This window comes from Ruegeria sp. AB10 (genome assembly GCF_056542745.1).
The window spans coordinates 802,263-817,223 of record NZ_JBQGAI010000001.1; the positions used below are offsets into that span (position 1 = coordinate 802,263).

The window sequence follows — 14,961 nt, forward strand, 5'->3', positions numbered from 1 at the left end:
CTGAAAATACCTCGGGGGAGTCGCGGCCTGCCGCGACGGGGGCAGAGCCCCCGCCCTTAAGCCTTATGCCTTCGATAAGATCGACCAGATCTCATCTTTCAGGACAGCGCGCTTCTTGCGCAACTCGCCTTCGGCCAGATCTTCCATCGGCTCGATATTGGTTTCCGCGCGGTGTACGACGCGGTTGACCTCGTGATATTCATCCGCCAGCCGGGCGAAATGCGCATCAGATTGCTTGAGCTGGCTCATCAGTTCGACTTTGTCCGGAAACTCTTCGGCCAGTTCATGCGGGGTGTGGGACATTCCTGTTCGCTCCTAAACATGTTGTTACGATTCAGGTCTATAGATATTTCGCACACCCCGCTTTGACGCGGATCAAATCACCGCTGCGCGGTTGCCCATGCCGGGTGAATCCACGGGCGGTCATTGGCCTTTGGCAAGGCCTCTTTGCCCAGCAAGTGATCGGACATCTTCTCACCCACCATGATCGACGGCGCGTTGAGGTTGCCGTTGGTGATCTGCGGAAAGATCGAACTATCGGCGACCCGCAGCCCGTCCACACCGATGACACGCCCTTCGGGGTCAACAACCGCGTTCTTGTCGTCCGCCCGGCCCATCCGGCAAGTGCCACAGGGGTGATAGGCGCTTTCGGCATGTTCAGCGATGAAGCCGTTCAATTCTTCATCGCTTTGCACATCCGCACCCGGCTGGATTTCCTTGCCCGCAAAGGGTTTGAACGCGTCCTGCCCGAATATTTCGCGTGTCAGGCGGATACACTTGCGGAAGTCCTCCCAGTCCTTTTCGTGGCTCATGTAGTTGAACCGGATCACCGGTGCGTCCTCGGGTTTGTCCGAACGCAGCGTGACCGCCCCGCGCGAGGGCGAACGCATCGGTCCCACATGGGCCTGGAACCCGTGCCCTTCCGCCGCGGCCTGCCCATCGTAACGCACAGCCATGGGCAGGAAGTGGTACTGGATGTCCGGGTACTCGACCCCCGGATTCGAACGGATGAAGGCCGCGCTTTCGAACTGGTTCGACGCCCCGAGGCCGGTTTTCGTGAACAGCCACTGCGCCCCGATCAGGCCTTTGCTGACCAGATTCCAGTGCTTATACAGCGTGATCGGCTGCAGCGAGGCCTGCTGGATGTACAGCTCCAGATGGTCCTGCAGGTTCGCGCCCACACCGGGCCGGTCGGCCACAACTTCGATCCCGTGTTCGGCCAGATGCGCCGCCGGACCGATCCCCGACAGCATCAGCAGCTTGGGTGAGTTGATCGAGGACGCGGCCAGAACCACCTCGCGCCGGGCGCGGATGATGTCCTTATTGCCGCCGCGGATCAGCTCAACGCCGGTCGCGCGGCCGTTTTCCATGACCACGCGCGACGCCAATCCACGCACGACTTCGCAATTGCCCCCCTTGAGGGCAGGTTTCAGATAGGCATTCGCCGCAGACCAGCGCCGTCCCTTCCAGACGGTCTGCTCCATCGGGCCAAAGCCCTCCTGTTTCTCTCCGTTATAATCGCCGGTAACCTCATAACCCGCCTGCTGGCCCGCATCGACAAAGGCCTGGAACAGAGGGTTCTCACGCGGGCCGCGCGAAACATGCAGCGGGCCATCCTTGCCCCGCCATTCGGGATCGCCGCCGTGGCCGCCGTCGTGCCATGTTTCCATGCGCTTGAAGTAGGGCAGCACATCCGCATAGGACCAGCCATCCGCACCCATGTCGGACCACGTGTCAAAATCGCACGCGTGGCCACGCACATAAACCATCCCGTTGATCGAGGACGACCCACCAATCACCTTGCCACGCGGACAGGCCAGACGGCGGTTGTTCAGATGTTTCTCGGGTTCGGACTGATAGCCCCAGTCATAGCGCGCCATGTTCATCGGATAGCTCAGCGCGGCTGGCATCTGGATGAACGGCCCGGCATCGGTTCCGCCATGTTCGATCACCAGAACCGAAGCCCCGGCCTTGCTCAGACGATATGCCATCGCGCAGCCTGCGGACCCTGCGCCAACGATGACGAAATCTGCTTCCATATTCAGGTCTCCATAATCTGCCGAACCGCGTTTGGAACCGTTCGGCAGGAGTATTTTTCAAAAGGTGAAGAGGTTATTCGCCGCGTGGGAAACGCTGGCTGTCCTCGACGGTGTTCAGGTCCATGTGGTTGCGCATGTAGCGTTCGGACGCTTTCTGCAGCGGCTGGTAGTCCCACGGGTAGTAACCACCCTGCCGAAGCGCCTCGTACACGACCCAGCGGCGAGCCTGGCTGGCGCGCACATCAGCGTCGAACTGATCCAGGTCCCAGCGCGCCTCGGATTTCGCGCGCAGCGTTTCCAGCGTTCCGGCATGGGCGGGATCTTCGGCAAGGTTGACCTGCTCCTGCGGGTCAGACTCAAGATCAAAAAGCTGATCGGGGTCCAGCGCGCAGCGGTTGTATTTCCACTTACCATAGCGCAGCGAGACCAGCGGGGCATAGGACGCCTCGGCTGCGTATTCCATTGCTACCGGCGCGGTCCGCTCAGTCCCTTGTGCCAATGGCACGAGGTCTTCGCCATCAGTCCATGACGCAATCTCGGCCATATCTACGCCCGCTAACGTGCCCAAAGTCGGTGTGACGTCGATGGTCGAAACCGGCGTGTCGATCCGTCCGGCAGGCATGTCCGGCGCTGAGATCATCAGCGGCACGCGGGCTGAACCTTCGTAGAAGTTCATCTTGAACCACAGGCCGCGTTCACCCAGCATATCGCCATGGTCCGAGACAAAGAGGATGATCGCCTCTTGCCGCGTGGTTTCCAGAACCTCGAGAATCTCACCGATCTTGTCGTCCAAATACGAGATGTTGGCGAAATACGCGCGGCGGGACCGGCGGATATCTTCCTCGGAGATGTCAAAGCTGCGCCAGTCGTTGGCGTCGAAGATACGCTTGGAATGCGGGTCCTGATTGTCATAGCCCAGGTCAGAGACCTCGGGCAGCAGGTGTTCACAATCCTCGTAGAGGTCCCAGTATTTCCTGCGGGCCACATAGGGATCGTGCGGGTGGGTAAAGCTGACGGTCACGCACCACGGACGGTCATCCTTGCCACGCGCCAGATCGTACAGCTTGGCCTTGGCGTTGTAGGCGACCTCATCGTCGTATTCCATCTGGTTGGAAATCTCGGCCACGCCGGCGCCGGTCACCGACCCCATGTTGTGATACCACCAATCGATGCGCTCACCCGGCTTGCGGTAGTCGGGCGTCCAGCCGAAATCGGCGGGATAGATGTCGGTGGTCAGGCGATCCTCGAACCCGTGCAACTGATCCGGGCCGACAAAATGCATCTTGCCTGACAGGCAGGTGTAGTACCCGGCACGGCGCAGATGGTGCGCATAGGTGGGGATATCGCTGTTGAACTCGGCCGCGTTGTCATAGACCCCGGTGCGCGAGGGCAACTGGCCGGACATGAAACTGGCCCGCCCCGGCGCGCATAACGGCGAGGCCGTGTAGGCATTGGCAAACCGCGTAGACCGCTTTGCCAGTTTCTTCAGGTTCGGAGCATGCAGCCAATCTGCGGGACCGTCGGGAAAGAGGGTACCGTTGAGCTGATCCACCATCAGGATCAGAATGTTGGGTTTTGTCATTTTTCAGCCTCAAGCAGAATATTGAGAACCCGCATCGCATGGTTCACGGCCAGTTGGGGTTCTTCCGGCGCGCTGAGCGCAGCGTGGATATACAGCCCATCGATCAGGGCGATCATATTCCCGGCCGCTTCGACCGGGTCGCTTATCAAGGGACGCAGGGCTTCGATCAGGTTGGACCGAAGGCGCGACTGATAGATCTGCCACAGACGCAGGGCGTCTTCGTTGGTCTGGGCCAGAACATAAAACGTCATCCACGCGGCGATGACGTCAGGTGTAAAGCACGAAGGTGCAAAGCAGGCGCGGATGATAGCCTGCGCCCGCTCCTGCGGCGCGGCTGTTTTCAGCTCGCCCCGCGCCTCGGCACCAAAATCGGACAGGATGCGTCGCATGGCCGCCAGAAATATCTGATCCTTGCCGCCGAAATAGTGATGCGCCAGCGCGCTGGACATCCCGGCCCGCTTGGCGATTTGGCTGACGGTCACATCAAGGGACTTTTTCGATCCAAGTTCGGCAATTGTCGCACGAACGATCGCGTCGCGACGGATTGGCTCCATTCCGAGTTTTGGCATAGCTGTCCCCTCCCAACGTTACATGGGAAAACGCTACGAGGTTTTTATTGACTCGTCAATTAATAACCAATTTCATGTGCTGAATTGGGCTAAATCTTTGGCGCAATACTGGGGGTCGTCAGGTTGCTGCGGTTCAGAACCGCCTCGCGCCAGGCGATGAAGCTGACCGCTGACAGGATCAATGTACCACCCGCGACAACCCAGATGTCGACGCTTTCATGAAAGACCAGCGCGCCGACCAATGTGGCCCAGATCAGCTGCAGGAATGTGACCGGCTGCGTCACAGCCACCGGCGCGGCTTTCAGCGCAATCGTCATGAAATAGTGACCGGCGGTGGCAAAGCTGGCGACCAGAAACAGAACGCCCAGATCGCGCAGGCTGGGCGGCGTCCAGACGGCCACCGCAAAGGGGATCAGGGCAATCGTCACCCAGATAGACATATGCGCCACGACAACCGAAGGCGGCAGGTCCCGCACAAGCGCTTTGGCAATCAGGTAAGACGCACCAAGCGCCAGGGACGTGCCCAGCATCGTCAGATGGCCTGCAGAAACCTCGCGAAATCCGGGGCGCAAAATGATGATGACACCAATCACCGCCACACAGATCGCGGCAATCCGGCGAAAGGCCAGCTTCTCACCCAGAAACAGCGCCGCACCCAAGGTAACGTAGACGGGCGTCATGTAGTTCATCGCCGTAACCTCGGCCAAGGGAATTTGCGTCATCGAGAAAAACCACAGCATCACCGCCACGGCGTGTACGATTCCGCGCACTCCGAACAGGGTCAGATGCCGCCGTGTCAGGTGCGTTGTCAGGACGAGTTTCAGGGCCGGCAACAGAAAGACCAGACCAAAGACAAACCGAAAAAACGCCGCCTGAATCGGGTCCATCGTCGAGCCCAGCGACTTGACCAGCGCGGTCATGACCACAAAGGACACCCCGGCGGCGAACATCCAGAACATGCCCACCAACGGGCGATATGTGGGCGCAAGAGTTGTCATGTTAACGGTAGAACACCGAAACCCCGGTTGGGGCAACCCTTCACATAACCACAAGTTTGTAAGCGATCCCCAGCATGACCACGCCAATCACCACGTCCAGAACCTGCCAGGCCCGTGGTCTGGCAAAGACAGGGGACAAGATGCCTGCCCCGTACCCCAGTGAAAAGAAGAACACAAAGCTGGACAGCATCGCCCCCAGCGCAAAGGCCAGGCGGTCGTCATACTGGGCCGAGATCGACCCGATCAGCACCACCGTATCCAGATAGACATGCGGGTTCAGCCAGGTGAAGGCCAGAACCGTCAGCAGAACCGACTTCAAGCTGGCGCGCTGCCCCTCGGACACATCCATCACCGCGCCTCCGCGCCAGGCCGATTGCAGGCTGCGCAGCCCGTACCATGTCAGGAAGATCGCCCCGCCATAGCGCATGACCGTTTCGAACCAGGGCGCTGCCGAGGCCAGCGCGCCGAAGCCTGCAACACCGGCGGCGATCAGGAGGGCATCCGAGACCGCACAGGTCAGGCACAAGGGCAGCACATGTTCACGCCGCAGCCCCTGACGCAGCACAAAGGCGTTCTGTGCTCCGATGGCAAGGATCAGGCTGAAGCCCAGTGCAAAGCCCGCAATCAGGGATGTAGACATGTGACCTCCTGTGGTTCCGAGGCATTGACTACGGGTATTGCCGCCTTCTATCAAATTAAAGATGTTGATCCTAATTAAGTATGTCTAATGCTACTTGATCCCAATCACCTATCGGCGCTGTCTTCCATTTTGCGCCATGGCAGCTTTGAAGCCGCCGCTGCCGAGCTAGCCGTGACACCTTCGGCCATATCGCAACGGATCAAGGCGCTGGAGGATCGCGTCGGCGCGGCCCTGATCCAACGCGGCACACCCTGCACGGGCACCCCGGCCGGGTTGCGGATTGCGCAACATGCCGAGGATATCGGGCTGCTTGAGGCGAGGCTGGCCCGGGAACTGACCCTGGATCAAGCCAGCGGCCCGGCCCGCGTTCGGGTGGCGGTTCCTGCCGACGTTCTGGCGACGTGGTTCATCGATGCGATGGCACAGGCCGATGGGTTGCTGTTCGATCTGGTGGTCGATGATCAGGACCACTCGGCGGAGTGGCTGCGACGCGGAGAGGTCAGCGCTGCCATCACGGTGGGCAGCCAACTGGTGGCGGGCTGCGATGCCTCGGACCTGGGGGCGCTGCGTTACATTGCAACCGCAAGCCCAGGCTATGTGCGCCAATGGTTTGCCGATGGGGTGAACGCGCGCACGCTGACCCGGGCACCCTGCTTGACCTTCAACCGCAAGGATGGCCTGCAGAAGTCTTGGATCACCGAACAGACCGGCCAGAGGATTGCACCGCCCTCGCATTTCCTGCCCTCACCGCAAGGGTTCGTGGACGCGGCGATTGCCGGGATGGGCTGGGGCATGAACCCGATCGGGCTGGCACGGCAGGCGTTGGAGGACGGTCGGTTGGTTCCGTTGCTGCCTGATGCACCGCTGGACGTACCGCTGACATGGCAGGTGGGCCGCGTCTTGTCCCCTGCGCTGGCGCCTCTGACCGGTGCGGTCAAACGGGTTGCGGCCCGGGCGTTGCTGTCCACTCGGCGCTGATGGGCCGTGTCATGCCGCCTCGGACTTCTTTGTGTTTGGCAAAACCACCCGATAGCAGGTGATGGCGGCAAACAGGCTGACAAGAACGATGAAGAAAACGGCCCAAGCGACCTCGTGCATATGCGCGATGGCTGCCAGTGCGGCTGACAGGATGACCGCTGTGATCCGACAGATACTCTTGATCGCAGCCGCCCCTTTGACGCGCTGATCCTTGGGGGCCACGTCGAGGAAGTACAGCTTTCGCGCCCCGCTGATGCCCGTCACGGCCACAGTCACGATGAACAAGGCCACCGCATGAAGATGTACTGCGTGATCCACCCCCAGAAAATGCACCGCCAAAAGCGCGCCTCCGGTCAGGGCCACCATCAGGTTGCCAACCACCATCACGGCCCGGTGTGATTTCATATTGACCAACTGCCACAAGGGGGCCGAGACCAGATACCCCGACGCCGATGAGATGATCATGGCGGTCAGACCCTTGGCCGACGCGTGATGTGCCTCGGCCGCGATCAGGGCAAAGAACGGCACCGACAGTGACACCACGACCAACGGAATGCGCATGACCATGTAGCGGCGAAACCAGGCCTGATCGAACATGGCGATGATGTCGGTGAAGTTTTCCGAGAATTTCCGTTTCCGCGCAGGCGGGGCGTCCCCCTTGACCTCTGTCTTCCCCGAGATCTCGGACATGGCCAGAATGCACAGGCCTGACAGAACGAAGAATGTGACCGAAACAGCAATCACTGCGGTATGGCGCGAAAAGGGCGGGTTTTCCTTGGTGATCTCATGCAGCAGCACGGCCAGCCCGATGGCGCCCAACCCGCCAATGCCAAGCTGCAGGTAATGCAACACCATCCGCGACTTGGATTGCACGTGGTCGCCGATCAGATCGGTATACATCAATGACTGGATCTCTTCGATCAGGCCAATCAGGAAAAACGCCGCGACAAAGGCCATGCCGATGGCGGGAACCACTCCGGTCGACGCGACGACCACCGCCATGACAAGGCAGGCGCCGATGGCGATTTCAGTCAGGGCAATCCCGCGTTTCTTCTGCTGGCGGGCCGCAATCGGTTGCGCCAGAAAAACGTCCGAGATCATGCTGCCCACCATCCGGACCGATACCAATGCCCCGGCAATGAACATCGGCAGTTCCAGCGACACCGCCAAAAACGGCAGCACCACGGACGGGCTGCCCAGCGTCCACGCGACCTGAGACAGAATGCTCTGCCCGGCAAGAACCGAAATGTTCCGATTGGGTATGGCGTCGGTCATACGATCACTTGCTTCATCTGCCCCACGGGAAAACTGCCTGCCAGCCTATAGTGTTCCGGGCAACCGGCCAAGAAGCACATGAACGGAAAAAGAAAAACCCGACCAAAGGGCCGGGTTTTCAAAGGCGGCTGTTTGACACAGGTCAGAGCTGTGCCATGACCTCGTCCGTGGCTTCGAAATTGGTGGTGACGCGCTGTACGTCATCGTCGTCTTCCAGCGCATCGACCAGCTTCATCAGCTTTTGCATGTCGTCCAGACCCAGCTCGGTCGTGGTGGTGGGTTTCCAGACCAGCTTGGTCGACTCGGTCTCGCCCAGCGCGGCTTCCAGCGCGTTCGACACGTCGTTCAGATCGGTGTCGGCACACCAGATGATATGCCCTTCGTCCGAGCTTTCGACGTCTTCGGCACCCGCTTCGATGGCCGCTTCGAAAACGGTGTCGGCATCGCCGGCAGCGGCGGTGTAGACCACCTCACCTTTGCGTTCGAACATGAACCCGACCGAGCCGGTCTCGCCCAGGTTGCCGCCGTTCTTGGAAAAGGTCGAGCGCACGGTCGAGGCCGTCCGGTTGCGGTTGTCAGTCATCGTCTCAACGATCACGGCGACACCATTGGGGCCATAGCCCTCATACCGGATTTCTTCATATTCATCGCCTTCGCCAGCGACCGATTTCTTGATCGCGCGGTCGATCACGTCCTTGGGGACCGAGTTCGACTTGGCCTCTTTCACCGCCAGACGCAGGCGCGGGTTCTTGTCGGGATCGGGGTCGCCCATCTTGGCGGCGACGGTGATCTCTTTCGACAGCTTGGAAAACAGTTTGGACCGCGCGGCGTCCTGACGTCCCTTGCGGTGCTGGATGTTGGCCCATTTGGAATGGCCTGCCATGGTGCGTCCTCATGATAGTAATTGCGTGTTCGGCGCTCATATAGACGTTTGCAGGGCATGGGATCAAGAGAGCGGCTTGTCCAAGACCGTCTTGCGGGTATGGTGACGGCATGACGACAGACCAGATCATTCTTTTTGCCCTTTTCGCCACTGTATTCGGAATGCTTCTGTGGGGGCGCTTCCGCTATGATCTTGTGGCCTTTTCCGCGCTGCTGATTGGTGTTGTTCTGGGGGTGGTCCCGGTGGATGACGCTTTTGCCGGGTTCGGGCACCCCGCAACCATAATCGTGGCGCTGGTGCTTGTGGTCTCGGCCGGGTTGGTCCGATCCGGCGCTGTGTTCCTGATCACCCGCACTCTGGTCGATGCCTCGCGGGGGCTGGGCGCGCATATTGCACTGATGGGCGGGATCGGCGCCGTTCTGTCGGCGTTCATGAACAACGTCGCCGCCCTGGCGCTGCTGATGCCGGTCGATATCCAGACCGCACGCAAGGCGGGGCGCTCGGTCGGCCTGACCCTGATGCCGCTGAGCTTTGCCACCATTCTGGGCGGCATGGCGACGCTGATCGGCACGCCTCCGAACATCATCATCGCATCAATCCGGCAAGAGACCTTGGGCGAGCCGTTCAAGATGTTCGATTTCGCCCCGGTCGGAGGGCTGGCGGCCATTGCCGGGCTGGCTTTCGTCTCGCTGGTCGGGTGGCGTTTGATCCCGAACCGGGGCCCGCAGGAAGAAACGTCCGAGGCGCTGGCCGAGTACATCGCCGAACTGACCGTCCCCCCGGAATCGCCGCATATCGGCAAACGGGTCAGTGAGCTTTATGAGGCCGCCGAGAAGTCCGACGTCGCCATCATCGGCCTGATCCGGGACGGCAAGCGGCGCTATGGCCGCTCGGCTCATGCCACGTTGAAACAGGGCGACGCGCTGGTGCTTGAGGCACGGCCCGAGGCACTGGACGAGTTTCGCGCCGCGCTGAACCTCGACTTCTCGGACACACGGCGGCAGGAGTTGCTGACCGCCGAAGGTGACGGGCTGGAGGTGATCGAAGTCGTTGCAACTGAAAGCGCCCGCATTACCGGGCGCACCGCGCAAGGGCTGGGTCTGGCGTGGCGGCAAAGCACCGTGCTGATGGGTATTTCGCGCCAAGGCCGCCGCATCACCGAACAGGTCCGCAAGACCGAGGTTGAGGCGGGCGACATCCTGCTGCTGCTGTGCCCCCGCGACCGCAGCGCGGATGTGACCGAATGGCTGGACTGTCTGCCGCTGGCGCAGCGGGGGCTGAATGTCACCGCAAATGACAAGGCATGGCTGGCCATTGGCCTGTTCGCCGCCGCCGTGCTGGCGGCCAGTGTCGGGCTGATCTACCTGCCAATCGCGCTGGGGCTGGTCGTGGTGGCCTATGTGCTGACCAAGATCATGCCGATTGCCGATCTCTACAATCATATCGAATGGCCGGTGGTCGTTCTTCTGGGGTCAATGATCCCGCTGGGCAGCGCGTTGGAGACCTCGGGCGGTACCGAGCTGATTGCCAACGCTCTGGTGCAGCTGACCGACGGCCTGCCCGCCTGGGCCATTCTGACGGTGCTGATGATCGTCACCATGACCCTGTCCGATGTGCTGAACAACACCGCCACTGCCATTGTTGCGGCCCCAGTGGGTATCCAGATGGCCCGCACGCTGGAGGTGTCGCCCGACCCGTTCCTGATGACGGTCGCCGTTGCGGCCTCGGCCGCGTTCCTCACCCCCATCGGGCACAAGAACAATACGCTGGTCCTTGGCCCCGGCGGCTATCGTTTTGGCGACTACTGGCGCATGGGGCTGCCGCTGGAAATCCTCATCGTCGCGGTTTCCATCCCCGCCATTCTTGTCTTCTGGCCGCTTTGACGGGTAAAGGCGTGCCATGAAACGATTTCTGATCCTGCAGCTGCGCCCCGAAACCGAAGCGTCGGACGCCGAATACGCCTCGATCCTTGACAAGACCGGCCTGCCGCCGAACCAGACCCGCCGCATCCGTCTGGACTGCGAGGACCTGCCCGCAGGGCTGAATGTCTCCGACTATGCCGGAGTGATCGTTGGCGGCGGCCCCGGTTGCGTAAGTGACGATCCGGCCACGAAATCCCCGATGGATGCCCGTATCGAAGCGGCCATCATGGGCCTGATGCCGCAGATCACCGCGAAGGATCATCCATTCATGGGCTGCTGCTACGGCCTCGGCATCCTGGCCGCGCATCTGGATGGAGATGTCAGCAAGAACCAGTACGGAGAACCCGTCGGCCCCTCGACCTGTCATCTGACCGAGGACGGGGCGCGCGACCCGCTGACCGCCGGGCTGGAGCAGACCTTCGACGCGTTCGTCGGCCATAAAGAGGCCGTGCAGACCCTGCCCGACGGGTGCGTTCACCTTGTGGCCTCGGACCCCTGCCCGTTTCAGATGATCCGCTGGGGCCAAAACGTCTATGCCACGCAATTCCACCCCGAGGCCAACGCGCGGGACTTTGAAGAGCGTATCAATATCTACAAGCATCACGGCTATTTCCCGCCCGAAGATGCCCAACGCCTGATCGATATCTGCCACGCCGCCGACGTCACCCAACCCGGCGAAATCCTGCGCCGTTTTGCCCAGCGCTATATGTGACCCAACGGCGCGGTTGCCTGAAACTTAGACCCTCGCATAGGCTGCCCGGAACGGCTTTGGGAGGAGTTGTTCTTGGATCTGCTTATCAATGTCGGCCTGCCACTGTCGCTGGCCATTATCATGCTGTCTCTGGGCGTTGGGCTGCACGTCGCCGATTTCCGCCGCGTTCTGACCCGGGGCTACCCGTTCGCCATCGGTGCGCTGAGTCAGGTGGTACTGCTGCCGATTGCGGCCTTCATCACCGTCAAACTGTTTGCCCTGCCGCCCGAGATCGCGGTGGGTTTCATGCTGCTTAGCTTTTGCCCCGGAGGTGTAACCAGCAACATCCTGACCAAATTGGCAAAAGGCGATGTTGCGCTGTCGGTCAGTCTGACTGCGGTTATAAGTCTTTTGTCGATGGTGACGGTTCCAATTCTCGCGGCATGGTCGATCGCCCATTTCATGGGTGAAGATGCACCCGAGGTTTCGATCACCGGTCTGGCCGTTGCCCTGTTTCTGATCACAACCCTGCCCGTAGCCATCGGCGTTAGCCTGCGCCACTTCGCGCCCGCCTTTGCAGAACGGATTGACGCCCCCTTGTCCAAAGTGGCCACCGTCCTTTTTGTCCTGATCGTCCTCGCAGCGCTGGCCGGGAACTGGCAGCTGTTCATCGACAACCTTGAGATCATGGGCGCCGGGCTGGTCACTTTGAACATCGCTCTGCTGGCCATCGGGCTGGGGTTGGCGCGTGCCGCGAAACTGTCGTGGAATGAAAGCAAGACGGTCTCAATCGAAACCGGCATCCAGAACTCGACACTGGGGATCACTCTGGCGGCGCTGATCACGGGAACAGATAGCGGGTTCAGCCCGCTTGCCCTGCCCTCGGCCGTTTACGGTATCATGATGTATGTCGTGGCGCTGCCGTATATCGGCTGGCTCCGCAGCCGCTGAAAGGACAAGACATGACCAACAACACTGCTGATGCCATCGTCGTGGGGGCCGGGCTGGCCGGTCTGGCCGCCGCGGCCGAGTTGGGGGATCGCGGCAAGAAGGTGATCGTGCTGGATCAGGAACCCCGGCATTTTCTGGGCGGGCAAGCGTTCTGGAGCCTCGGCGGGCTGTTCATGGTCGACACTCCGGAACAGCGGCGCATGGGGATCAAAGACAGCCACGATCTGGCCTTGCGCGACTGGATGGGCAGCGCGCAGTTCGACCGCGACGAAGACGTCTGGCCCCGCAAATGGGCCGAAGCCTATGTGGAATTCGCCGCCGGAGAGATGCGCCCCTGGCTGCACGAGATGGGCCTGCGCTGGTTCCCCATCGTCGGCTGGGCTGAACGCGGCGGGTCGTATGCAGACGGTCACGGCAACTCGGTTCCCCGGTTTCACATCACCTGGGGCACTGGTCCGGGCGTCCTGAAACACTTTGTCCGCCGTGTGCAGGACCATGTCAGCGCCGGGCTGATCGAGCTGAAATTCCGCCATCAGGTCAGCCATATCATCATGCAGAACGGCGGCACCAAAGGCGTGTCAGGCGAAGTTCTGGCCGATGACACGGCCCCTCATGGTGCCAAGACCAACCGCGATGAGGTCGGCGAGTTCGAGGTCTATGCGCCTTCGGTTATCGTCACTTCGGGGGGGATCGGTGGAAACTTCGAGATGGTGCGCAAGAACTGGCCCCGCGACCGGCTGGGCGATCCGCCTAAGGACATGGTGGCCGGCGTCCCGTTCCACGTCGATGGCCGCATGATCGGCATCAGCGAAAAGGCCGGCGGCCACGTCATCAACGGCGACCGGATGTGGCACTACACCGAAGGTGTGCGCAACTGGAACCCGATCTGGCCCTCGCATGGTATCCGTATCCTGCCCGGCCCAAGCTCCATGTGGTTCGACGCGCGTGGCAACCGGCTGAAGCCGCCCTGTATGCCGGGGTTCGACACGCTGGGTACGCTGAAGGAAATCCTGAAAACTGGGTATGAATACAGCTGGTTTGTGCTGACTCAGAAGGTGATCAAGAAGGAATTCGCCCTGTCCGGCTCGGAACAGAACCCCGATATGACCGATGGTGGCTGGCGTGAAGTGCTGTTTCAACGCGTCCTGACCGGATCAAAGGCCACCGCGCCGGTTGAGGCGTTCAAGGACCACGGTGAGGATTTCATCGTCGCCAATACGCTGACCGAACTCGTCAGCGGGATGAACCAGTTAGGCGGCGGTCTGATCGAAGAATCTCATCTGCGCGCCCAGATCGAGGCGCGGGATAGCCAGGTCGACAACCCCTTTACCAAAGACGCGCAGATGGCGGCCATTCTGGCTGCGCGCAACTATCGCGGCGACAAGCTGATCCGCACCGCCAAGCCGCACAAATTCCTTGATCCGGCCAACGGCCCGCTGATCGCGGTAAAGCTGCACGTGCTCACCCGCAAGACGCTGGGCGGGCTGCAAACCAATCTCGACAGCCAGATGATCGGCGCAGACGGTCAGGTCGTTCCCGGCCTGTTCGCGGCCGGAGAGGTCGCAGGATTCGGCGGCGGTGGCTATCATGGCTACAACGCGCTCGAAGGGTCCTTCCTGGGCGGCTGCATCTTCTCGGGCCGCAATGCGGGGCGGTCACGGGCCGTTGCGTGATTACGGCGTGCGCATGAACTTGAGCACCGGCTCGCCTGCCGCATCCAACAGTACCAGGCTGTCCCCCGCCATCGCATAGCTGGATACGCTTTGCAGGGCGGCAAAGAACTGGTCTTCGACCGACTCCAGTTCGGGTGGGCAGGCCATCAGCGTGGCAGCAATGTTGTCCGGAAACTCAAGCGCGTTGCCCGACAATTCGGCTTGCCCCGTAAAACGGTTGCACCCGCCCGTGCCGCTGAACGCGCCGCCTTGGGCAAAATCAAGCTGTGGCGGGCGTTCGGTGTTCAGCACGTCGCCGTTGATACCAATCGCGGTCCAGTTAGAGTTCTCAATCGTGGCAGCGCCCTGGCCGCCCACCTGCACCAGAACAAGGTCGGTCGTCTCCCCGCCCCCGTTGGTCAGCACCGGATGCACCGTATCGGTGGTGAACAACAATTGCCCGTCGCGATGAATCGAGGCTTGAACCGCATAGGTCATCCCGTCGCGGATCAGCGCGTCGTCAAAGGTCAGTTCGAACGCGGCCGGCACACCGGTCAGCGCGTATCGTTGGGCGGCCAGCGTGACAGCGGGCGCATCGGCCAGTGAGATGTCCTGCAACTCGACATACAATGTTGCATCTTCGGGCACCGCGATCCGCTCGCGATAGGTCGCCGTTCCCGTGACCGTTCCGGCATGGCTTTGGCCGCCGATAATGGTCAGCGCGATTGCGACGGCGACAATGGCCTGGCCGAGCTTTGGAAAAGGCATGATCCAATCCTTT

The 14,961-nt window shown here is 61.2% G+C and carries 14 protein-coding genes; 5 read left to right on the plus strand and 9 right to left on the minus strand.

What is annotated here, in order from left to right:
* Nucleotides 1–63: 63 nt before the first annotated feature.
* The 6 genes from ACR0NT_RS04035 to ACR0NT_RS04060 all read right to left on the minus strand — a co-directional run bounded on the left by ACR0NT_RS04035 (nucleotide 64) and on the right by ACR0NT_RS04060 (nucleotide 5,828).
* Nucleotides 64–303 (minus strand): HP1242/YdcH family protein, encoded by a 240-nt coding sequence (locus ACR0NT_RS04035; RefSeq protein WP_170441064.1) that lies wholly within the window; start codon nucleotides 301–303, stop codon nucleotides 64–66.
* 77 nt (nucleotides 304–380) lie between these two features.
* A complete protein-coding gene (gene betA / locus ACR0NT_RS04040; RefSeq protein WP_170670690.1) occupies nucleotides 381–2,039 on the minus strand; it encodes a choline dehydrogenase in 1,659 nt (552 codons plus the stop codon).
* 73 nt (nucleotides 2,040–2,112) lie between these two features.
* Nucleotides 2,113–3,621, minus strand: a complete 1,509-nt coding sequence (betC, locus tag ACR0NT_RS04045; RefSeq protein ID WP_170670681.1) for a choline-sulfatase — start codon at nucleotides 3,619–3,621, stop codon at nucleotides 2,113–2,115.
* Nucleotides 3,618–4,190, minus strand: coding sequence for a choline-binding transcriptional repressor BetI (gene betI / locus ACR0NT_RS04050; protein WP_170441058.1), 573 nt, complete (start codon nucleotides 4,188–4,190; stop codon nucleotides 3,618–3,620). The genes betC and betI overlap by 4 nt, the downstream gene beginning before the upstream one ends.
* Nucleotides 4,191–4,279: 89 nt before the next feature.
* Nucleotides 4,280–5,188: a DMT family transporter gene (locus ACR0NT_RS04055; protein WP_170670679.1), complete on the minus strand. Its 909-nt coding sequence runs from the start codon at nucleotides 5,186–5,188 to the stop codon at nucleotides 4,280–4,282.
* A 40-nt stretch (nucleotides 5,189–5,228) separates the two neighbouring features.
* Nucleotides 5,229–5,828, minus strand: a complete 600-nt coding sequence (locus tag ACR0NT_RS04060; RefSeq protein ID WP_170670677.1) for a LysE/ArgO family amino acid transporter — start codon at nucleotides 5,826–5,828, stop codon at nucleotides 5,229–5,231.
* 87 nt (nucleotides 5,829–5,915) lie between these two features.
* On the opposite strand from ACR0NT_RS04060, the gene ACR0NT_RS04065 reads away from it, so the two are divergent.
* Nucleotides 5,916–6,806, plus strand: coding sequence for a LysR family transcriptional regulator ArgP (locus ACR0NT_RS04065; protein ID WP_170670675.1), 891 nt, complete (start codon nucleotides 5,916–5,918; stop codon nucleotides 6,804–6,806).
* Between the two features lie 9 nt (nucleotides 6,807–6,815).
* On the opposite strand, the gene ACR0NT_RS04070 is transcribed toward ACR0NT_RS04065, so the two are convergent.
* The gene (locus ACR0NT_RS04070) at nucleotides 6,816–8,081 is read right to left on the minus strand and encodes a permease (protein ID WP_170670673.1); all 1,266 of its coding nucleotides are present in this window, start codon (nucleotides 8,079–8,081) and stop codon (nucleotides 6,816–6,818) included.
* 142 nt (nucleotides 8,082–8,223) lie between these two features.
* Complete coding sequence (locus ACR0NT_RS04075) at nucleotides 8,224–8,964, minus strand: YebC/PmpR family DNA-binding transcriptional regulator (protein WP_170670671.1); 741 nt, start codon at nucleotides 8,962–8,964, stop codon at nucleotides 8,224–8,226.
* 110 nt (nucleotides 8,965–9,074) lie between these two features.
* Between ACR0NT_RS04075 and ACR0NT_RS04080 the strand changes: the two genes are divergently transcribed.
* The 4 genes from ACR0NT_RS04080 (at nucleotide 9,075) to ACR0NT_RS04095 (ending at nucleotide 14,201) form a co-directional block, all read left to right on the plus strand.
* Nucleotides 9,075–10,847 (plus strand): SLC13 family permease, encoded by a 1,773-nt coding sequence (locus ACR0NT_RS04080; RefSeq protein WP_170441046.1) that lies wholly within the window; start codon nucleotides 9,075–9,077, stop codon nucleotides 10,845–10,847.
* Between the two features lie 16 nt (nucleotides 10,848–10,863).
* The gene (locus ACR0NT_RS04085; RefSeq protein WP_170441044.1) at nucleotides 10,864–11,598 is read left to right on the plus strand and encodes a glutamine amidotransferase; all 735 of its coding nucleotides are present in this window, start codon (nucleotides 10,864–10,866) and stop codon (nucleotides 11,596–11,598) included.
* Nucleotides 11,599–11,670: 72 nt separating this feature from the next.
* Nucleotides 11,671–12,528, plus strand: coding sequence for a bile acid:sodium symporter family protein (locus ACR0NT_RS04090; protein ID WP_170441042.1), 858 nt, complete (start codon nucleotides 11,671–11,673; stop codon nucleotides 12,526–12,528).
* An 11-nt stretch (nucleotides 12,529–12,539) separates the two neighbouring features.
* Nucleotides 12,540–14,201: an FAD-binding dehydrogenase gene (locus tag ACR0NT_RS04095; RefSeq protein ID WP_170441040.1), complete on the plus strand. Its 1,662-nt coding sequence runs from the start codon at nucleotides 12,540–12,542 to the stop codon at nucleotides 14,199–14,201.
* Here the strand turns inward: ACR0NT_RS04095 and ACR0NT_RS04100 are convergent, their stop codons facing one another.
* Nucleotides 14,202–14,948 (minus strand): YbaY family lipoprotein, encoded by a 747-nt coding sequence (locus tag ACR0NT_RS04100; RefSeq protein WP_170670669.1) that lies wholly within the window; start codon nucleotides 14,946–14,948, stop codon nucleotides 14,202–14,204. It lies immediately after the preceding gene.
* Nucleotides 14,949–14,961 lie beyond the last annotated feature (13 nt).

Bases quoted from the DNA above. Each gene is read 5' to 3' on its own strand.
- ACR0NT_RS04065 (WP_170670675.1), top strand. From the start codon at position 5,916: ATGCTACTTGATCCCAATCACCTATCGGCGCTGTCTTCCATTTTGCGC.
- betA (WP_170670690.1), bottom strand. From the start codon at position 2,039: ATGGAAGCAGATTTCGTCATCGTTGGCGCAGGGTCCGCAGGCTGCGCG.
- ACR0NT_RS04085 (WP_170441044.1), top strand. From the start codon at position 10,864: ATGAAACGATTTCTGATCCTGCAGCTGCGCCCCGAAACCGAAGCGTCG.
- ACR0NT_RS04095 (WP_170441040.1), top strand. From the start codon at position 12,540: ATGACCAACAACACTGCTGATGCCATCGTCGTGGGGGCCGGGCTGGCC.
- ACR0NT_RS04075 (WP_170670671.1), bottom strand. From the start codon at position 8,964: ATGGCAGGCCATTCCAAATGGGCCAACATCCAGCACCGCAAGGGACGT.
- betI (WP_170441058.1), bottom strand. From the start codon at position 4,190: ATGCCAAAACTCGGAATGGAGCCAATCCGTCGCGACGCGATCGTTCGT.
- ACR0NT_RS04100 (WP_170670669.1), bottom strand. From the start codon at position 14,948: ATGCCTTTTCCAAAGCTCGGCCAGGCCATTGTCGCCGTCGCAATCGCG.
- ACR0NT_RS04035 (WP_170441064.1), bottom strand. From the start codon at position 303: ATGTCCCACACCCCGCATGAACTGGCCGAAGAGTTTCCGGACAAAGTC.
- ACR0NT_RS04060 (WP_170670677.1), bottom strand. From the start codon at position 5,828: ATGTCTACATCCCTGATTGCGGGCTTTGCACTGGGCTTCAGCCTGATC.
- ACR0NT_RS04070 (WP_170670673.1), bottom strand. From the start codon at position 8,081: ATGACCGACGCCATACCCAATCGGAACATTTCGGTTCTTGCCGGGCAG.
- ACR0NT_RS04055 (WP_170670679.1), bottom strand. From the start codon at position 5,188: ATGACAACTCTTGCGCCCACATATCGCCCGTTGGTGGGCATGTTCTGG.
- betC (WP_170670681.1), bottom strand. From the start codon at position 3,621: ATGACAAAACCCAACATTCTGATCCTGATGGTGGATCAGCTCAACGGT.
- ACR0NT_RS04080 (WP_170441046.1), top strand. From the start codon at position 9,075: ATGACGACAGACCAGATCATTCTTTTTGCCCTTTTCGCCACTGTATTC.